The sequence below is a fragment of the Pedobacter gandavensis genome, from assembly GCF_032677645.1.
Taxonomy (GTDB): Bacteria; Bacteroidota; Bacteroidia; order Sphingobacteriales; family Sphingobacteriaceae; genus Pedobacter; species Pedobacter gandavensis_A.
Genome location: NZ_JAVTSB010000003.1, coordinates 138,123 through 156,862, shown reverse-complemented (window position 1 = coordinate 156,862; position 18,740 = coordinate 138,123). Strand labels below are relative to the sequence as shown.

17 protein-coding genes are annotated in these 18,740 nt (G+C 41.3%); 7 read left to right on the top strand and 10 right to left on the bottom strand.

Going from position 1 to position 18,740, the window contains the following annotated elements; genetic code table 11:
- Positions 1 to 43 precede the first annotated feature (43 nt).
- Positions 44 to 1,651, top strand: coding sequence for a glycoside hydrolase family 130 protein (locus R2Q66_RS06470; RefSeq protein WP_316747190.1), 1,608 nt, complete (start codon positions 44 to 46; stop codon positions 1,649 to 1,651).
- Here the strand turns inward: R2Q66_RS06470 and R2Q66_RS06465 are convergent.
- Together R2Q66_RS06465 and R2Q66_RS06460 are read right to left on the bottom strand one after the other, a co-directional pair.
- Positions 1,648 to 2,655, bottom strand: coding sequence for a glycosyltransferase family 4 protein (locus R2Q66_RS06465; protein ID WP_316747189.1), 1,008 nt, complete (start codon positions 2,653 to 2,655; stop codon positions 1,648 to 1,650). The genes R2Q66_RS06470 and R2Q66_RS06465 overlap by 4 nt on opposite strands.
- Positions 2,656 to 2,657: 2 nt before the next feature.
- A complete protein-coding gene (locus tag R2Q66_RS06460; protein ID WP_316747188.1) occupies positions 2,658 to 4,952 on the bottom strand; it encodes a glycosyltransferase family 4 protein in 2,295 nt (764 codons plus the stop codon).
- A 121-nt stretch (positions 4,953 to 5,073) separates the two neighbouring features.
- Here R2Q66_RS06460 and R2Q66_RS06455 point away from each other — a divergent pair, with 121 nt between their 5' ends.
- Positions 5,074 to 6,285, top strand: a complete 1,212-nt coding sequence (locus tag R2Q66_RS06455; RefSeq protein WP_316747187.1) for an MFS transporter — start codon at positions 5,074 to 5,076, stop codon at positions 6,283 to 6,285.
- Between the two features lie 246 nt (positions 6,286 to 6,531).
- Here R2Q66_RS06455 and clpB read toward each other — a convergent pair whose 3' ends face one another.
- Positions 6,532 to 9,126 (bottom strand): ATP-dependent chaperone ClpB, encoded by a 2,595-nt coding sequence (gene clpB / locus R2Q66_RS06450; RefSeq protein ID WP_316747186.1) that lies wholly within the window; start codon positions 9,124 to 9,126, stop codon positions 6,532 to 6,534.
- Between the two features lie 370 nt (positions 9,127 to 9,496).
- Here clpB and R2Q66_RS06445 point away from each other — a divergent pair, with 370 nt between their 5' ends.
- Together R2Q66_RS06445 and R2Q66_RS06440 are read left to right on the top strand one after the other, a co-directional pair.
- Positions 9,497 to 10,750, top strand: coding sequence for an MFS transporter (locus tag R2Q66_RS06445; protein ID WP_316747185.1), 1,254 nt, complete (start codon positions 9,497 to 9,499; stop codon positions 10,748 to 10,750).
- Between the two features lie 7 nt (positions 10,751 to 10,757).
- The gene (locus R2Q66_RS06440) at positions 10,758 to 11,588 is read left to right on the top strand and encodes an endonuclease/exonuclease/phosphatase family protein (RefSeq protein WP_316747184.1); all 831 of its coding nucleotides are present in this window, start codon (positions 10,758 to 10,760) and stop codon (positions 11,586 to 11,588) included.
- Positions 11,589 to 11,657: 69 nt separating this feature from the next.
- Here R2Q66_RS06440 and R2Q66_RS06435 read toward each other — a convergent pair whose 3' ends face one another.
- From R2Q66_RS06435 to R2Q66_RS06420, 4 genes are all read right to left on the bottom strand, one after another.
- Positions 11,658 to 12,056, bottom strand: a complete 399-nt coding sequence (locus tag R2Q66_RS06435) for an SRPBCC family protein (RefSeq protein WP_316747183.1) — start codon at positions 12,054 to 12,056, stop codon at positions 11,658 to 11,660.
- Positions 12,057 to 12,063: 7 nt separating this feature from the next.
- The gene (gene pyrE, locus R2Q66_RS06430; RefSeq protein WP_316747181.1) at positions 12,064 to 12,723 is read right to left on the bottom strand and encodes an orotate phosphoribosyltransferase; all 660 of its coding nucleotides are present in this window, start codon (positions 12,721 to 12,723) and stop codon (positions 12,064 to 12,066) included.
- An 84-nt stretch (positions 12,724 to 12,807) separates the two neighbouring features.
- Positions 12,808 to 12,960 carry a hypothetical protein gene (locus R2Q66_RS06425; protein WP_316747179.1) on the bottom strand — a complete coding sequence of 51 codons (153 nt, stop codon included), beginning with the start codon at positions 12,958 to 12,960 and terminating at the stop codon, positions 12,808 to 12,810.
- Positions 12,961 to 13,118: 158 nt separating this feature from the next.
- Positions 13,119 to 13,637 (bottom strand): hypothetical protein, encoded by a 519-nt coding sequence (locus R2Q66_RS06420; RefSeq protein WP_316747178.1) that lies wholly within the window; start codon positions 13,635 to 13,637, stop codon positions 13,119 to 13,121.
- 404 nt (positions 13,638 to 14,041) lie between these two features.
- On the opposite strand from R2Q66_RS06420, the gene R2Q66_RS06415 reads away from it, so the two are divergent.
- Positions 14,042 to 14,674 carry an NUDIX hydrolase gene (locus R2Q66_RS06415; protein ID WP_316747176.1) on the top strand — a complete coding sequence of 211 codons (633 nt, stop codon included), beginning with the start codon at positions 14,042 to 14,044 and terminating at the stop codon, positions 14,672 to 14,674.
- Here R2Q66_RS06415 and coaD read toward each other — a convergent pair.
- From coaD to R2Q66_RS06400, 3 genes are read right to left on the bottom strand one after another with little or no spacing between them, the layout of a single operon-like run.
- A complete protein-coding gene (gene coaD, locus R2Q66_RS06410) occupies positions 14,642 to 15,106 on the bottom strand; it encodes a pantetheine-phosphate adenylyltransferase (protein WP_316747175.1) in 465 nt (154 codons plus the stop codon). The genes R2Q66_RS06415 and coaD overlap by 33 nt on opposite strands.
- Before the next feature lie 50 nt (positions 15,107 to 15,156).
- Positions 15,157 to 15,696 (bottom strand): RsmD family RNA methyltransferase, encoded by a 540-nt coding sequence (locus R2Q66_RS06405; protein ID WP_316747174.1) that lies wholly within the window; start codon positions 15,694 to 15,696, stop codon positions 15,157 to 15,159.
- Positions 15,687 to 16,517 (bottom strand): DUF3822 family protein, encoded by an 831-nt coding sequence (locus R2Q66_RS06400; protein WP_316747173.1) that lies wholly within the window; start codon positions 16,515 to 16,517, stop codon positions 15,687 to 15,689. The genes R2Q66_RS06405 and R2Q66_RS06400 overlap by 10 nt, the downstream gene beginning before the upstream one ends.
- 68 nt (positions 16,518 to 16,585) lie before the next feature.
- Between R2Q66_RS06400 and R2Q66_RS06395 the strand changes: the two genes are divergently transcribed.
- Together R2Q66_RS06395 and R2Q66_RS06390 are read left to right on the top strand one after the other, a co-directional pair.
- Positions 16,586 to 18,022 carry an ATP-dependent RecD-like DNA helicase gene (locus R2Q66_RS06395; protein ID WP_316747172.1) on the top strand — a complete coding sequence of 479 codons (1,437 nt, stop codon included), beginning with the start codon at positions 16,586 to 16,588 and terminating at the stop codon, positions 18,020 to 18,022.
- 26 nt (positions 18,023 to 18,048) lie between these two features.
- Positions 18,049 to 18,738: an MCP four helix bundle domain-containing protein gene (locus R2Q66_RS06390; protein WP_316747171.1), complete on the top strand. Its 690-nt coding sequence runs from the start codon at positions 18,049 to 18,051 to the stop codon at positions 18,736 to 18,738.
- The last annotated feature ends 2 nt before the right edge of the window (positions 18,739 to 18,740 follow it).

The window sequence follows — 18,740 nt, the reverse complement described above, 5'->3', positions numbered from 1 at the left end:
TAATTTCATAAACCTTTTTACCACTATAAAACGTTAATAACACATGAGATTATCTGTAGAACGAAAACCGGTTAAAGTATATCCTGATCCAAAGCGTGTGATTGCACGTTTTTTCTTCAACGGTGAAGAGCGGGCAGTGGAAGTCGTAAAACACGTATTGGCGCTAACTGATAAGGAAGTGTTTGGCATCATCTCTCCATTGTTGCAGGAATATTCAAAAAGGCATAGGAACATCACAAAAATCCTGACCAGGCATTGCAAAAAGGTAGTGAATGCCATTAAAGAAGCAGGACATGACCCGGAATCTCTTGATAAATACCAGCGATTATTAATCGGTTCTTATTTTACACATGAATATTCTATAGAATCTGCCGCCTTTTTTAACCCCTCTATTGTAGAAGATCCCGACCAATCGGAATTGGTAGAGGGCGAAAAAAGAGTCATCATCAGTTTTAGAGCCGTGGGAGAGGGCCATATCTCCTCAGTCGTTTTTAGAAGAGCGCTGATTGATAAAGACAACAACATTACCGTAATCCCCGCTGGAAATTATATTGACGAAGCAGAGGTGGTTAAAAATGCCGTATACAACAAAAAATTATTCCTGAAGAAAGCCGCGGATTCTAAAATTGACATAGAAATCCTCGATGAACTGGGACATAAACTAGAAGATAAATTTGATTACGCCACCCTGAGGCGCATTATATTGGATACCAAAAGCTTGCAGGAAGACGACCTGAGGAAGCTTGAATACGACAAGATTTTATGGCTTTCGGATACTTATCACGAAATCAGTTTTTCCAGAGATACCGATATTTCTGACCGTGTCATCTTCCCGATCTCCGAATTTGAAAGAAAAGGAATTGAAGATGCCAGATTTGTACGCTTTGTGAAATCAGATGGTTCGGTCATTTATTACGCCACCTATACCGCTTTTGATGGCGCGATGATCATGCCTAAATTACTTCAAACCACAGATTTCTACGATTTTAAGGTTAGCCCTTTACATGGTATTGGTGCGCAGAACAAAAATCTGGCATTGTTTCCAAGAAAGATTAATGGTAAATACGTGATGATGTCCAGGATAGATGGCTGGAACAATTACCTGATGTATTCTGATAAATTAACGGTTTGGGATAATCCTGTGAAACTGCAATCGCCAAAGTTCCCCTGGGAATTCATACAAATCGGGAATTGCGGATCACCAATTGAGACCAAAGATGGCTGGCTGGTCATTACGCATGGTGTTGGCCCAATGCGCAGATATTGCTTAGGCGCTAGTTTATTTGATCTGGAAGATCCATCCATAGAGATTGGCCGCTTAAATGAGCCATTGGTGATTCCGAATACCGACGAGCGTGAAGGGTATGTGCCCAATGTGCTTTATTCCTGTGGGTCAATCATCCATAATGGTGAACTGATCATCCCTTATGGCTTATCCGATTATTGTTCTTCTTTTGCCTCGGTTAAAATAGAACTGCTTTTAGGTCGTTTGAAAAGTTCGGAATGCCTGATCAAAATGGCGGAAAGAAGAGAAGCACAGGATGATGTATTACTTATAGAAGAAAACGCTGGTCTGCCGGAAGAAAAAACGGCTGAACCTACTGCGATCGAACAAGGAAAAGAAAAACCAATTCAACATAAGAAGGATTAAAGACCGAGGATATGATGGTAAAGGCTGAGGTAATCCTTTACCATTGTTTCTTGCGAAAAGCGACTCAATGCCCATTCCCGGCAGGTTTCTCTGTCGATTTGATCCAGTTTAACTAAGGCTTCTACTGCTTCTTCCACATTGTTTACTAAGAAACCGGTTTCCTGATCCCTGATTAATTCGGGCATGGAACCTCTGTTGAAAGCAATCACAGGTGTGCCACAAATCATGGCTTCGGCTACGCTCAATCCAAAAGGTTCTTCAAAATTTATAGGGTGTAATAAAGCGGAGGCTTGTTTTAGGAGCTTGTTTCGCTGCTCAGGCCCTGCGGCACCAACAAAGTCAATGTCCCCATTTAAAAAGGGGGCAATTTTAGCGTTAAAATAATCCTGATCCTGGATGATCCCCGCAATAATCAGTCGCCGGTTACTCTGAATGGCAATTTGTATCGCTTCGGCAGTTCCTTTATCCGGGTGAATCCTTCCAAAGAACAACAGATAATCTTCAGGAACTGCGTTAAACTCAAAAGCGGAAGAATCTATTCCATTGTATACCGTTTTCAGGTATTGAAGCGAAGGATGACGATCTGAATCACTAATAGAGACGTAATGGCCTCTGGAATTATATTTTTGATACACCGGAATGATCTTTTCTGAAGAAAAGCCATGTATGGTGGTCATCATTGGCGTCTTTATTAAACCGCTATAAGTAAGGGGCAGAAAATCATAATGGTTGTGAATCAAATCAAATGATCCTGCTTTTTCCATCAGGTTGCTGATGTGGAGGCATTCTACAACTTTAGCATCCTGATTCCGGTTTTCCTCATATCCTTCTGCAATTACCGCATCCAGTTTTCCGGCAGTCAGGGAATCACCGGTTGCAAAAAGCGTAACCTCCAGTCCAGCCTCTACCAATCCCTCTGTTAAATTGGAAGCCATTTGCTCCCAGGGCCCGTAGTGTCTTGGAGGAGTTCTCCAGGCTACGGGCGCTAAAACTGCGATCTTCATACTTAGATTAAGCGCTTATTGTCTTCTTTCTGGATGCCAAATAATTCGCCACTCTGGATGTACTCATACTCCGATTCTAAAGCCCTCAGGACAATTAAATGGGAGATCCAATAAGCCAGCGTACTTTCTGCACCCTGATTTCTATTGACACCATGAGGTTGTAAGCCATCGCCGCAACCTTTCGTTTCATGGTCGTATAAAGGAAGGTGTAGACTGTTTTCGCCCAAAAACCATTGGTAACACAAATACATTTGTTTCACATAACTGAGGTCGAGCGTAATTTCATAAGCTTTGAAATACATCAGAACCATGGCCATCGTTTCAATTGCCTGCTGATCATAAAGTGCCATCAGACCACCGGTTTTAAACAGCCAGCCATCATTGCCAACCGGATTCAGGTAGCCATCGGTCATGGTATGTCTGGATAGAAATTGCATGCTTTCGAGCGCCATAGTTAAAGATTCCTCATCCTTGCTCACTTCGTAATGGCAAAGTAAGGCCAGTGGAAGAATCCCGTTGTCGTAGGTCATTTTATCCTCAAACCAATGCCAGTTATCGCTGCGGTTTAAGTTGTACGCAGCCTTTAATGGCACAATTAAGAGGTTCATCTGTTCCTTAATATGTCCGTCGTAAGGGTGTGCTTCCAGGTATTTCCCAAGCCCGACCACCGTATTTGCGATCCCTCTGAGGTGAGTTAGTTTGCTGAAATGTGCGGCGGACTTTAAGAAAAGATCTTTGCCAAATTCCCGGTAAGAATTATTTGGCGCATTGCTGATCAGGTAACCTAAAGCCCATACTGTCCGGCCGAAAGAATCTTCTGAGCCTACTTCATCCAGATATTCGCGTTTAAAGCTGAGGAAATTTCTGAAATTACCATCATCGCATTGCATGTATTGGATGAAGCTTAAATAAATGGGCAGTAGTTCTAAAGCGGCCTTACTTTTATTTTGCTGATAAGCGAGGATAGCCAGGATGAGCGCCCTGGAGTTATCATCCAGGCAATAGCCTTCTTTGAGGTTTGGGATGCCATACTTGGCATGTTGCACAATACCGGTGTCATCGGTTAAACGCTGCACATGTGCCAGACTAAAAGCCGGCATCATATCCGGATCAATGATTTGTTTACCACCGTTTTCCTTTTCGGAAAGATATTTGGAGACTGCCTCCTCCAGCACATCAATAAATACCTGACCCGTACTTGGCCAGCGTAAATGGAGGCCGTATTCGTAAGCATTGCTGCGTAATTGTGCTAGTTTCTCCTGGTCTTTAAACAATTCATTAACGTTATTTGCGAGTCCATCCGCATCTCTGAAATCAAATAAACGGCCTCTGTTGTCGGCCAGTAATTCCTGTGCATGCCAATAAGGGGTAGAAATTACCGCTGCACCGGCACCTACCGCATAAGACAAGGTGCCACTGGTGATCTGCGCCTCATTCAGGTAAGGGGTAATGTACATATCTGCTGCGGTGAGGTAATCAAACAGCTCTTCTTCCGAAACAAATTTCTTAATGAAAGTCAGGTTGTCGGATACGTTCAGTTTTTTTGCCAGTTTTTTGAGGCTGTCGCGATATTCTTCTCCGGAATTTTTGATGACCCCCGGATGGGTAGTTCCCAGAATCACGTACATGACATCCGGATTTTCTGCCACAATTTTAGGCAAAGCCTGAATTACGGTTTCCAGCCCTTTGTTTCTACTGATCAAACCAAAGGTAAACAGCACTTTTTTATTTTTGAAAGCCAGGGATTGCTTCACAGGGTTATCTGTTTTCGCTTCCAGATCCGGAACACCGTGTTCAATCAGCTGTATTTTTGAAAATGGAATCCCGTAAATCCCCGTCAGGAAACCTACGGCACGGTGACTCATCACCACAACTCTGGAAGAATGTTTGGCAATTTCCCTGATGATCGTCAGTTGCAGATAATTCGGGTCTTTTAAGATGGTATGGAAAATGGTGATCAATGGTTTTTGTAACCGGGCAATTAAAGGCAGGATATAGTTGCCACTTTCACCACCATAAATTCCGAATTCATGTTCCAGGATACAGGCATCAGCCAGACTGGTGTTGATATAATCTGCTGCGCGGATATAATCTTTTTGATTTTCCTGGCGAATGATATATTTTACTTCTTTAGGATATTCATACTCATGTAAATGCTCTGAATCATTCATGGCCACTACAAAACTGTCGCCGGATATAGCCACTTTATCATGTCCAATTGCGCGTAGCAAATTATGGTTAAACGTAGCGATGCCACATTCACGTGGTGGATAGGAAGAAATATAAGCGATTTTCATAATAACATACGTTTTTAAGCTATTAACAATAGAGGTTCCGGAGATCGGGAGATCTCATTCCTAACAACATATGCGAAAGGGGATTGTTTTTTATACCTTTGGACTTAATTATAGTTTTATTATGAATTCTGCTCCTTCTACAGGGAAAATGGTAGAAAATACCGTATTCCCTATTCTTTTCGCTATCAGTTTCTCGCATTTGCTAAATGACACGATCCAATCTTTGATTCCTGCCATTTATCCGGTAATTAAGGAGAGTTATAAGCTTAGTTTTTCGCAAATCGGTCTGATTACCCTAATGTTTCAGATGTCTGCCTCTATATTTCAGCCTTTTGTGGGAATGTATACCGATAAAAAGCCACAGCCTTACTCTCTGGCTATAGGAATGGGCTTTACATTGATCGGATTGATCACTTTAGCGCTTTCCGACGGTTTTTATATGATGTTAGTATCTGTGGCCCTGATCGGAACCGGATCATCCATCTTTCACCCGGAAGCATCCCGGATGGCACATGCGGCCTCGGGAGGCAGAAGAGGGTTGGCGCAATCCATTTTTCAATTGGGTGGAAATGCGGGAAGTTCTTTGGGACCTTTATTAGCAGCCTGGATCATCGTACCACAAGGGCAATTCAGCGTGATCTGGTTCTCTTTAATTGCCTTACTGGCGATTCTGATTTTAAGCAGGGTAGGCAGATGGTATAGAGGACATATGCTTAGTAAAGCAAAACAGGGAACACCTACAGAAGTAGTTGCCAATAGGTTCTCCAGAAAGAAAGTCATCTTTGCCATTTCCATATTATTGGTGCTTATTTTCTCTAAATACTTCTACATGGCCAGTCTGACCAGTTATTTTACGTTCTATGTGATCGAAAGATTCCATGTTTCCGTGCAGACTTCCCAATTGTATTTATTTGTATTCTTATTCTCTGTAGCTGCCGGAACACTGATTGGTGGCCCTGTTGGCGACCGTTTCGGGCGAAAATACGTGATCTGGTTCTCTATTTTAGGAACCGCGCCTTTTGCTTTGATGCTGCCTTATGCCAACTTGTTCTGGACAGGCGTCTTGATTGTGCCGATAGGTGTGATTCTGGCTTCGGCTTTCTCTGCAATTCTTGTGTATGCGCAGGAGCTGATTCCAGGTAAAGTAGGTCTGGTATCCGGATTATTCTTCGGTTTCGCTTTTGGAATGGGAGGGATCGGCTCGGCCTTACTTGGTAAACTGGCCGATAGCACCAGTATCGCTTATGTGTTTCACATCTGCTCTTTCTTACCCCTGATTGGCTTAATAACCGGTTTCTTACCGAATATTGAAAGCAGTAAAAAGAAAGCGTAAAAGTAAATTATACTAAAAATCCCCCGGTTAGCTAAAACTTACCGGGGGATTTTTAGTATAAGTGCTTTTCCTTAAAAGTGGTAGTTCACTCCAATTAAATGGCTTGTGGTAATATTAACCGGGACAAACTGTTATTATAATAATTATTAAATTTTATTTGTAATTTATTTTATACAGAAAAAGCCTTCAGGTTATCCCTGAAGGCTTTTAATTTAACAATGGTCGCAATTTAATAAGCGAGGACGCTTATTGGTTGTTTAAAAACACGAATTTATTGTTGAACGTATCTAATTTTATCTTGCTGTCCTTGTCTATTTTTCCAGCAAGAATTTCTTTAGACAATTCATTTAAGATCCTTTTCTGGATCACACGTTTCAGCGGTCTTGCTCCAAACTGAGGATCATAACCTAGTTCAGCTAACCAGTCTAAAGCTTCTGGTGTTGCTTCGATCTCGATACCCATCTCGGCAAGCGTCTCTTTCACATGGTTGAACTGTAAGTCCACAATGTTTCTGATCTCGCTGCGGTTCAATGGGGTAAACATGATCAGCTCATCAATCCTGTTTAAGAACTCCGGTCTGATGGTTTGCTTTAAGATTTCGAACAATTCGCTCTTCGTCTTCGCAATTACCTCTTCACGGTTGTCATCATTCAGGTCTTTGAAGTTTTCCTGAATCATGTGTGCTCCAATATTGGAGGTCATGATGATAATGGTGTTTTTAAAGTTCACCATACGGCCTTTATTGTCTGTTAGACGGCCATCATCCAGTACCTGCAATAAGATATTGAACACATCCGGATGCGCTTTCTCGATCTCATCGAGTAAGATAACCGAATAAGGTTTCCTACGAACGGCTTCCGTTAATTGTCCACCTTCATCGTAACCTACATATCCCGGAGGCGCTCCAATCAATCTGGATACCGCATGACGTTCCTGATATTCACTCATATCTATCCTGGTCATGGCGTTCTCATCGTTAAACAAATACTCCGCCAATGCTTTAGCCAGCTCGGTTTTACCCACACCGGTAGTACCCAGGAAGATGAACGAGCCAATCGGTTTACGTTTATCCTGTAATCCGGCTCTGGACCTGCGAATCGCATCAGAAATGGCTTCAATTGCTTCATCCTGACCAGCCACACGTCTGTGTAACTCTTCTTCCAGATGAAGTAATTTTTCCCTTTCACTAGAGATCAGCTTGGTTACCGGAATACCAGTCCAACGGCCAACAACTCCTGCGATATCATCGGCAGTCACTTCCTCTTTCAGCATTCTGCCTTCGGATTGCTGATTTTCAAGTTTCGCTTTCAGTTGTTCTACTTTGTCCTGAGACTCCTTAATTTTTCCATAACGGATCTCTGCTACCTTACCATAATCTCCTGCACGTTCCGCCTGATCTGCTTCCAGTTTATAATGTTCTATTTGCTCACTTTCTGCGTTAATAGCATCTACCAGGTCTTTTTCACCTTGCCATTTCGCTTTTAGCTGATCACGTTCCGCAGATATATTGGCAATTTCCTCTCCAAGAGACTGAACTTTTTTATCGTCATTCTCTCTTTTGATCGCTTCACGCTCAATTTCGAGCTGCATGATCTTACGGTTCAGTTCATCCACTTCTTCCGGAACACTGTCCATTTCCAAACGTAGTTTAGAAGCGGCCTCGTCCATTAAGTCGATGGCTTTATCCGGTAAGTAACGATCAGAAATATAGCGTTGCGACAGCTCTACTGCGGCAATGATCGCTGCATCCGTAATCCTCACTTTATGGTGAGTTTCATATTTTTCTTTCAATCCACGCAGAATAGAAATCGCATCCATAGTATCTGGCTCGCCCACCATTACCTTTTGGAAACGGCGTTCTAAAGCCTTATCTTTTTCAAGATATTTTTGATACTCATCAAGCGTAGTGGCTCCGATTGCACGAAGTTCACCTCTGGCCAATGCAGGTTTCAAAATGTTGGCCGCATCCATAGCGCCATCACCACCACCGGCACCTACCAAAACATGGATCTCATCAATGAAAAGAATGATGTCACCATCGCTTTGAGTCACCTCTTTAACCACCGCTTTTAGTCGTTCCTCAAATTCTCCTTTGTACTTGGCACCTGCAATCAGGGCCCCCATATCTAAAGAGAATACTGTTTTTGTCTTTAGATTGGTTGGAACGTCACCTTGTATAATCCTGTGGGCAATACCCTCAGCGATGGCAGTTTTACCAACACCAGGTTCACCGATCAGGATCGGGTTGTTCTTAGTACGTCTCGAAAGAATCTGGATCACTCTTCTGATCTCTTCATCGCGACCAATTACAGGGTCAAGCTTTCCTGATTCTGCATATTCATTCAGGTTTCTTGCATATTTATTTAAAGCATTATAAGTTGCCTCAGCATTTTGGTCAGTTACATGGTTGTCGCCTCTCAAAGCCAAAATGGCCTTTTTAAGGTCGGCCTCTGTAACGCCTTGATCCTTTAATAGCTTAGAAGTATTGTCATTTACAGAAAGTAAACCCAATAAAAGGTGCTCTACTGAAACGAATTCATCTTTGAACTCTTTCAGATAGGTCTGTGCCTTTTGTAAAGCGGCGTTACTTCCTGAAGTTAAATACGGACTACTTCCGCTAACTTTAGGAAACTTAGCGATCTGGCTATCCAAATGTTGATTTAGAACATTCAGATTTACATTTAATTTCTTTAAAACATAAGAAACCACATTTTCATCAACAGTAAGCAGCCCCTTAAGTATATGGGCTGTCTCAATAGCTTGTTGCTGGTTGCCTTGAGCTATTTCAGAAGCCTGTTGAATCGCTTCCTGTGCTTTTATAGTGAAGTTGTTGAAGTTCATAATATTTGGTAAACAAAGAAAATGCCATATTGTTCTTAAAGGAAAATCCTGAAAATATGTCTGTTTTCATGAGATTAACATGACAATGTGACCGTTTTGCGCTCCTGTTTGGCGGAAAGCTGGTCTGCGAAAAAAGGAAACCTAATTTTTAAACTCCAGTTGTTAGAACTTGCAACAACAAATCTATAAATGGATGTCCATTTCCTGACCTGGAAGGTAATATTCTTCTTAAATTAGCAGACCTGCATGCTTTTCATCCGGCGGATTCCTGAATTTTCCTTTTTATGTTTTATCTAAAATAATAATGGAGTACAATTCGGCAAAATTGCTCCGGAAAGGCAGTAGGTGTTGAATTTAGATAAGGAGAGCGATGAAGGAATTTTTACGGTTATATTTAGATGCCTATCGTGGGCTATCCACGCCAGCCTGGATGCTGGCCCTGGTGATGCTGATCAACAGGAGTGGTGCCATGGTGATCCCTTTTCTGGGGATATACATGATCAATCATTTGAGTTTTTCTTTAGAAGACACCGGGATGGTATTGAGCTGTTTTGGGGTGGGTGCAGTAGCTGGTTCTTTTGCCGGGGGCTGGTTAACAGATAAAGTAGGCCATTTTAAAGTGCAGCTTTTCAGCTTAATTTTTACCGTACCGATGTTTTTCCTGCTTCCTGAGCTGAATACTGTGGTAAAACTGGCAGTAGGGGTATTTATATTGAGTGTGATTTCTGAAACTTTCAGACCGGCAAACTCGGTATCCATTGCCTATTATTCGAAACCTGATAACATCATCCGTTCTTTTTCTTTAAACCGCATGGCGATGAACCTCGGTTTTTCTATAGGCCCTGCATTAGGTGGCTTCCTCGCTGCAATCTCTTATACCTTTTTATTTTATGGCAATGCGATAGCGGCTTTCTGTTCAGCAGTGCTGTTTTTCATTTACTTTAGAAATAGAAAAGGGAATGAGAAAACTGAAGCGAAAGCGGAATTGTCGGAAGAGGATAAAGCGGTATTACCTGAACCTACGAAAACACCAGGTCCAGGTAGATCTCCTTATAAAGACGTATTGTTTATGCTGTTCAGCTTGCTTTGCAGTATTTTTACCATCTGCTTTCTTCAATTACTAAGTACACTACCTTTATATTACAGAGAAGTCTATCAAATGACTGAAGCTAATATTGGCGTTATTCTCGCCTTTAGCGGAATTGTCGTTTTTCTTTTAGAAATGCTGCTGGTACATATTGCAGAGAAGCGCTTTACGCCAAGGGATATCATGGTGATGGGGACTTTGCTTTGCGGTTTTTCTTTCCTGATCTTAAACCTTGCCCATGGCGTCTGGGTACTCTATATGGCGATGTTTGTGCTTTGTCTGGCGGAAATTCTGGCCATGCCTTTTATGGCGACTGTCACTTTGCAACGCTCCACAATTCAAACCAGAGGGGCTTATATGGGCGTTAATGCGCTTTGTACCTCTGCCGCACATGTGTTTTCTCCATTCCTGGGGACGCGTGTTGCTGCAAATTACGGCTTTAACGTGCTGTGGTGGGGAACGGCCGTAGTGCTGTTACTAACCTCCATCGGCTTTTTCTTTGTAATGAAAAGAATGAAATTAAACACCATTAAATAAATATCTTTTGAAAAATTCCCTTTTGTGGATGCGCCGGAATGCGCTCCTGATGCTACTTACGGTTTGCTTTTTTACGGCCTCCGGGCAAAATGTTCGTGTGGGTTCCTGGAACCTTAAAGATTTTGGCCAGTCCAAAACAGATGAAAATATCCTTTTTATAGCCAATGTGATCAAGAAATTTGATGTGATTGCCATTCAGGAAGTGGTGGCCGGTTATGGCGGACCAAAGGCGGTAATCAGATTAGCCGAAGCTTTAAATAAAACCGGAGAACAATGGGAGTATACCTTTAGTCATGGTACTTCGAGTGATCGTTATAGCAAAGAGCGCTATGCTTTTATGTGGAAAAGCAAAAAGATAAAGAAAGTGGGGGAGCCATGGCTGGAGAAGAAATATCAGCTGGAAGTAGAGCGTGAGCCCTATTTTGGGACTTTCCAACTCGGAAAGAAAACCTTTACCTTAGTTTCTTTTCATGCAAAGCCAAAAGCGAAACAACCGGAAACGGAGATTAAATACCTGAAATTCCTGCCGGATTTACACCCAAAAGAGACGCTGATTTTTTGCGGAGACTTTAACCTTCCTCAATCTCATTCCGTCTTTAATCCGCTTAGGAATATGGGCTATGTTTCGGCGATGGTTAATCAGAAAACTTCCCTTAAACAAAAGGTGGTGAAGGGCGAGTCTCTGGCTTCAGAATATGACAACTTCTTTTATCATGGGGATAAGCTGAAAGTGGTCAGCACAGGGATTGTGCCTTTTTATACGCAGTTTGAAGAGCTGAAAGAGGCCAGAAGGATCTCTGATCATGTGCCTGTTTATCTGGAGTTCTCTTTAAATTAAGCGCGTAGTAAACGCAAAAAAAATAGCCGCTCCTTTAAAGGGCGGCTATTTTTTGTATAGAATGAAAAATTAATTCAATATTTCTGCTAGTTTTTGAGTCTGATGGTCAGCCAATTTCTTTAGCGGTCCGGCAGCAAGCATTTTCATCATCATATTTAAATCTGCGGTGATAATCAATGTAGCGGTAGTACCACCATTTCCATTGTCAGCAACCGTCCATTTCAATTCCAGATCAAAAGGAGGTTTCTCCGTTGGGATCGCAATTAATTCCTGGTTTTCTACGCGACTGGAAATCTTGATGGCCAATTTAGCCATGTTTTGGATGGTAAAGCTAGCTTCATCAGTAGTGGACGACCAATTGTAGATGTTTTCCGGCATCAATGGCTGATGATTATTCATATCAGCTAAATAAGCATAGACTTTGGCTACAGGCTGGTTGATGTCAGTAGTACTCTCAATAACTGTCATTATGATTTTAGGTTAGTTGTTCTAATTCTTTTCCCCATTCTGATGGGTTTCTGCGCCATTTAGTCAATAAGTCTACATCATTTTGAGCAATGAAGCTATGTTCAGCCGCATATTCAATTAATGTATTGTAGTTGGATAAGGTGGCGTAACGACATTTTGCCGCTTTAAAGTTTTCTTCTGCCTGGTCGAAACCATAAGTGAAGATAGACACTAAACCTGCTACAGATAATCCAGCATTTCTCAATGCTTCTACTGCCTGTAAGCTGCTTTTTCCGGTAGAAATCAAGTCTTCTACTACAACAACGCGTTGTCCTTCTACTATTTCTCCTTCAATCAGACTTCCGGTGCCGTGTTCTTTTGCTTTCGCTCTTACATAAGCAAAAGGTAATCCCAATTCCTGGGCAACTAATACACCCTGAGGAATACCAGCCGTTGCTACTCCCGCAATAATATCCACAGAACCAAATTCTTCCTGGATCAATTGCGTCAGTTTTTGTCTGATGTATGTTCTTACTGAGGGATGGGAAAGTGTAACTCTATTATCGCAATAAATTGGAGATTTCCAACCTGAAGCCCATGTAAACGGGTTATTTGGTTGTAACTTTATTGCTTTTATTTGTAATAAAAATTCAGCTACCTTTAATTCAATATCACTTTTATTATACATGCTCCAAAATTAAGGATTTTCATACGTTTGTCCTAGTATTAATTCTTAATGTAGGAACAAAATAAATAAATCCAGGTTTATCCCTCAATTTTCCTCCTCCTCTTCATCGCCACTTGTTAGTCTTTGTTTAATCAATTCCAAAATGTGATACAGCTCGGGATCATTGTTTTCTTTTGCAATAATCATCTCCAATTGCAATTGCTCTATCATTTCCCGTTTCGTTTGTTTACTTTCCATAATTTCCCCTACTATTATTATTGTAATAATGAGTCAATCAATAAGATTTAAACAAGCGATAGGAGGGATGTATGGGTTTTGTGATCAACAACAATTAAGAATAATTTATGGTTTTGGTTTGTGTCAAATAAAATCTGTAAAAAGTAAAGTACAGCCCGCTACAGTTTAAACGCTATACTTTGCACCAGGTAAGCCTTACCGAAATTCGCTGGGTCATGGGTCACTGTTGCTTGAATAGACTTCCATTTTAAACGGATCGGTTCTTTATCTTTTCCTTCACTTTGACGAACCTCCAGGGCATGTAGCCAAATCTCTTCCAATTGGGCTTTCAGTTCCGGACTGGCGTAATTAAGCTGTATTTTCTCCTGAATATACTGATACTGCCCATCTTTTTTGGTCATGTAAATTACAGGACCAGCCACTACGTAATCTTTAATTAAGCTGATCTCGAAAGCTTCTGTTCCCGTATATTTCTGTTCAGTGATCACCTTCAGGAAATCAAACCAGCGGTCGGAGTCATCCTGAAGCGGCTCTTTCTCGATATGGAACCTGGCTTTGACACGGTAAGTATAACCCGGTTTTCTTTCCACAAAGCCAATTAAAGACAATTCTGCGGGTTTATTTCCCGGGAGGAATAAAGTCTCGCCTATGGCCCCATAGCGATGATCTACCAGCAACTAAACTTCCTGGCCGTTTTTTAATTTATTAGGGCCATAAACTTCTTCCTTCGAGCAGGCAGAAAGGAAAATAACAAAAAATAATAAAGAGAAATATTTCATAACGTTAGAAAGATAAGGTGTTTATAATTGAAAACGTAGTATTATCGGAAAACGCTACACCGATAACTGGATAGCAAAACCGCCCAATCCTTAAATCCCAATTTCGGGATCAGCAGGTTACAAAAGCTTCCTTTTTTTTGATATCATTTATTAGATAAATATTTATAATTTTAAAAACTCAAATATCCAGGTGAATTTGTAAGAATTTTGATTAAAAACCCCTTTAGAATGCAATTCAAAGGGGTCTGTTTTTTCTAATGAAATTTTACGGCCTGTAATAAAAAGCATTTTAAGCGCGAAGCATGAAAAAATACAGCATTTACATCAACGACAATACCTTCTTTATTGCAGATTCTAAGCCTGTTCAGGAAAAAGAAATTCAGCAATTAGAAGTTGCCGGTTTTGATTTCAGATTGTTCTACAAAAATTTACCTGCAAATACCACTACAGATTTTTTACTATTGGTAGCTGACCCCAAAGCGGCTTTCAACCAGATTAAAAATAACCTTACGTTGATTAAAGCTGCTGGTGGACTGGTAAAAAGTTCGAAAGGCAACTACCTGTTTATTTTCAGAAATAAGAAATGGGATCTGCCAAAAGGAAAGGTAGAGAAGGGCGAAAAAATGAGAGAAGCTGCGGTTAGGGAAGTGGAAGAGGAGTGCGGAGTGAAAATTTACACCAACGACGAGAAGCTTTGCAAAACTTATCATGTTTATCCGATGGGCACTAAATTGGTGTTAAAGAAAACCAAATGGTACAGCATGACCGTTAAAGGAGAACCGAAATTGATTCCCCAAAAAGAAGAAGGAATTACAAAAGCCAAATGGTTAAATAAAGCAGACCTGGCTCCTGTACTTATAAATACCTATCCATCGATCATCCAGGTACTGGAAGTAGGTTCCTTACTTGAGGAACGGGATAGCGTGTTGAGGTAAAAACTGGCTCACATCTCCGTGATTTCTAAGGATATCACGGACGATGGTAGAGCTGATTGCCGAATATTCCGGCTTACTCAATATGAATATCGTCTCCATTTCCGGCATCATCGTCTGGTTGATCTGCGCAATGGCACGTTCATACTCGAAATCACCCACAGAGCGGATGCCGCGAACCATATACTGCGCATTGATCTTCCTGCAAAAATCAACCGTCAGCCCTTCATAAAGCTGAACATCTACTTTAGCTTCCGATTCAAAGACCGTTTTCACAATCTCTTCCCGCATTTCCGCAGAAAGGTAACTCTGTTTCGAACTGTTTAATCCAATCCCAACGACTACTTTATCAAATAGCGGCAAGGCGCGTTTCAGAATGTCCACATGGGCAATGGTAATCGGATCAAATGATCCGGGAAACAAGGCGATCTTCATCTTTTATGTTTTATGACAACAGCCACAGGTAAATGTGGCTGTCGGGGTTGTTATTTTACTTTTTCAAAGAAACTAAAAGACGAATTTCCGTATCTTCTGGTCTCTTTAAAACCTGGTTGCGCATTCATCTTCAATAAAGAAGGGTGTTCTACGATCAGTAAACCGTTATCTGTCAGCAGGTCGTTCTTGATCACCAATTCCGGAATTTTCGGAATCGTAGGCAGATCATAAGGAGGATCTGCAAAAATAATCTGGTATGATTTCTTATGCGTATCCAAAAACTTGAATACATCTGCTTTTTGAACCTCAATTACATCCAGATTATGCTTGGCAATCACCGATTGTACCCAAAAGATACATCCCGAATGTTTATCCACTGCCGTTACGCTTTTTGCCCCTCTGGAAGCGAACTCAAAGCTGATATTTCCTGTTCCGCAGAATAGGTCCAGCACATCACAGCTGTCAAAATCGTAAGTATTGTAAAGAATGTTAAAAAGAGCTTCTTTGGCCATATCTGTAGTGGGCCTTACCGGTAAGCTTTCCGGGGCATTGAAACGAATGCCTTTTAATGTACCGCCAATTATTCGCATATATCCAGTGCTAGCAAGCTGCTGTAATAATGAGCAGGCATGTCTTCTAAAATTTTGTGATCTACCTGATCACTTAAGGGAGTGTTAAAGTCTATTTTCTGGAAATATTTCTCCAGACATTGGTAATAAGCATCATTTTCGTGAACGATGCCACTCAATAATACCGCTGTATCTTTGAGGTCGATTTTAATCTGATTGATGATCAATAGCAGGTAATAATTAAACTCTTCTGCATTCTCAATTTCGTAGCAATTGCGGAAAATCATTTGATCACCTTCGGTCAGTACCGCTGTAAAAGAAGCCGCTGTAAAATCCAGAACTAAAGTTTTCTGAGCGCTATCCGGAACCATGGCCAGCATGGGTGCCACCTGGTCGAATAATTTACAACTCAACAGGGCATCTGCCAACGTTTCATCCATAAAACGCTGAAGCGTAAAAATAGAAGTGAAGCCGTAATTTGCAAATGGCCTTACATATAGGTTGTCTGATTGCTCTTCAGTAAAAAACTTTGCGTATTGATCTAAATTCTTCGCGTCAAACAATTCCGTCGGAATAGCAATAGCGTTTTCGCTGTATACCGCTACCTTAATGTCTTTAAAAGCCAGATTCAGGTAGCTGTCGTTTTTTAATTTTGTAGCAAGATCCTGTGGAATATTTTTAGATTCCTGTTGATCATATACTGCTTTTAGTTGGTTCGTAGTTTTGTCAATAATGGCGTAGGAGAAGCTATCTGCAGTAATTTTTAACAATAAATTGCAGTCTGGCGCTGTACTAGGATCAAATTCCGGATCAACTAATAAAATGCTGTTTTTATGGCTCATCTGTATCAAATTATTTAAGATCAAAATTAATCCTTTTTTCTATAACATCACCATTGCATCTTTGTTAAATGGATAAAGCATCAATTATAGCCCAGTCTTATGCGTTTACACCGACTGCCGAACAGCTGGTTTTTTGTCAGGAAATGGCGGCTTTTTTAAGTCAAGGCTTGGATGATCAGTGTTTTATATTGAGGGGGTATGCCGGGACGGGAAAGACAACCTCTGTTGGTGCCCTTGTAAAAGCATTACCGAAATTTGGTTTTAAAGCAGTGCTGATGGCGCCTACCGGGCGTGCGGCAAAGGTGATGAGCAATTATACCGGGCGTAAAGCACTCACTATTCATAAGCGGATTTATAGAAAAAGGTCAGCAGTGTCTACGGATATGTCTTTTCAGATTACACCTAATCTATCGGAGAACACAGTTTTTATCATCGATGAGGCTTCCATGATTGCCGATGAGTGGAATACACAAACCAGTTCTTCCTTTTTGAAGGATTTGATACAATATGTATACAATCAGAAAAATTGTGCGGCGATATTTGTCGGAGATACGGCACAGTTACCACCGGTTGGCAGTATCGACAGTCCGGCATTAAACAAAGAATATGTAGCGGCTAATTTTGGCCTGTCGGTGCGGGCGGTAGAATTGAAGGAGGTGGTGCGACAAGAGAAGGAATCCGGTATCCTTGCCAATGCCACGATGCTTCGGAATCTGATCAATGAAGGGTCATCGGAAGAAGCAGATGATATTGAACTCCCAAAATTTATCACCAGCGGATATAAAGATATTTTCAGGATGACGGGCTTAAAGCTGGTCGAGGGTTTAGAATATGCGTACAGCAAATTTGGGATGGAAAACACCCTGGTGGTCTGCCGTTCTAATAAATCAGCCAATGTGTACAACCAGCAGATTCGTGCGCGCATCCTTTACCGGGAAGAAGAACTGACTGGCGGCGACCAGATCATGGTGGTAAAAAATAACTATTTCTGGCTTCCCGAAAATGAAGCAGCTGCTTTTATTGCCAATGGCGATATGGCCAGAATTGTGCGGGTGCGGGGTACAGAAGAGCGTTTTGGTTTCCACTTCGCAGAAGTGGCCCTGGAGTTTCTGGATTTCCCTGATGCCGGACAAATTTCCTGTAAAGTGATGCTCGATACTTTAACTGCCGAAACACCTAACCTTTCTTATGAGCTGGGCAATAAATTATTTGAAGCCTTAAATGTAGAATACGAACACCTGACCAATAAAAGAGCGCGTTTCGCTGCCATCAAAGAAGATCCGTATTACAATGCGCTACAAATTAAATTCGCTTATGCGGTAACTTGTCACAAAGCACAAGGCGGACAATGGGATGCGGTTTTCGTAGACCAGGGCTATTTAACGGAAGAAATGATCGACCTGGATTTTTTACGTTGGCTATATACCGGTGTAACCAGAGCAAAAAGAGAATTATTTTTAGTAAATTTTGCTCCAAACCTTTTTGTTTCCCCTTTGGAAGATTAACTTAACCTTAACTTATTAGGAACCTTATGAAAGTTGCATATTCTTTAAAACAGAAAATGAAAATCGCTACGTTTCTTTTTGCGATTATGGCCTGTACGATTCTCATCAGAATCCTGGAGGATAAAAGCGTGAAAAGCATGAACGAGTCTTTCGTTTCCATGTATAACGACCGTCTGGTTCCTGCAACGGACCTGTTTTACATCGCGGAAAATATCTTTGCGAAAAAATTAACCCTGGATAGTTTTCTTTATTCCGGTAATCCCGAAAAAAAGGATGTCAACTTATTGAAAACTCAATTTGCAAATTTCAATACCACCATTGATTCCTTAATGAAAAAATATGAAAAGACTTTTCTGGTGAAACAGGAAAAGGAGGAATTGAAGGAATTGAAAATCCGGCTGATCGGTTCTATGGCAGCAGAACAACATGTGATTTCATTAACGGAAAGTCATAGTATCGAAGATGGGCGAAAACTTTATGAAACGGTAGGGAGAGCAACATCGAGAAGAACGCTGCAACAATTAACGGAACTGATGACCATCCAGACTCAGGTAGGGCAGGAGCTGATTCAAAGTTCCGAATCTATGGTGTCCAGAAGTAAAACCTACTCGTCTTTGCAAATTGCCCTGGCGGTATTAATTGGAATTCTGGTTGTCGGAATTATCTCTGCTTCCAATGTAGTCCAGGTCAGCAACGACAAGTTCAATATGAACTAACC

Bases quoted from the DNA above. Each gene is read 5' to 3' on its own strand.
- R2Q66_RS06460 (WP_316747188.1), bottom strand. From the start codon at position 4,952: ATGAAAATCGCTTATATTTCTTCCTATCCACCACGTGAATGTGGCATC.
- clpB (WP_316747186.1), bottom strand. From the start codon at position 9,126: ATGAACTTCAACAACTTCACTATAAAAGCACAGGAAGCGATTCAACAG.
- R2Q66_RS06465 (WP_316747189.1), bottom strand. From the start codon at position 2,655: ATGAAGATCGCAGTTTTAGCGCCCGTAGCCTGGAGAACTCCTCCAAGA.
- R2Q66_RS06455 (WP_316747187.1), top strand. From the start codon at position 5,074: ATGAATTCTGCTCCTTCTACAGGGAAAATGGTAGAAAATACCGTATTC.
- R2Q66_RS06470 (WP_316747190.1), top strand. From the start codon at position 44: ATGAGATTATCTGTAGAACGAAAACCGGTTAAAGTATATCCTGATCCA.
- coaD (WP_316747175.1), bottom strand. From the start codon at position 15,106: ATGAAGATCGCCTTGTTTCCCGGATCATTTGATCCGATTACCATTGCC.
- R2Q66_RS06425 (WP_316747179.1), bottom strand. From the start codon at position 12,960: ATGGAAAGTAAACAAACGAAACGGGAAATGATAGAGCAATTGCAATTG.
- R2Q66_RS06395 (WP_316747172.1), top strand. From the start codon at position 16,586: ATGGATAAAGCATCAATTATAGCCCAGTCTTATGCGTTTACACCGACT.
- R2Q66_RS06390 (WP_316747171.1), top strand. From the start codon at position 18,049: ATGAAAGTTGCATATTCTTTAAAACAGAAAATGAAAATCGCTACGTTT.
- R2Q66_RS06405 (WP_316747174.1), bottom strand. From the start codon at position 15,696: ATGCGAATAATTGGCGGTACATTAAAAGGCATTCGTTTCAATGCCCCG.
- R2Q66_RS06400 (WP_316747173.1), bottom strand. From the start codon at position 16,517: ATGAGCCATAAAAACAGCATTTTATTAGTTGATCCGGAATTTGATCCT.
- R2Q66_RS06435 (WP_316747183.1), bottom strand. From the start codon at position 12,056: ATGACAGTTATTGAGAGTACTACTGACATCAACCAGCCTGTAGCCAAA.
- pyrE (WP_316747181.1), bottom strand. From the start codon at position 12,723: ATGTATAATAAAAGTGATATTGAATTAAAGGTAGCTGAATTTTTATTA.
- R2Q66_RS06445 (WP_316747185.1), top strand. From the start codon at position 9,497: ATGAAGGAATTTTTACGGTTATATTTAGATGCCTATCGTGGGCTATCC.
- R2Q66_RS06415 (WP_316747176.1), top strand. From the start codon at position 14,042: ATGAAAAAATACAGCATTTACATCAACGACAATACCTTCTTTATTGCA.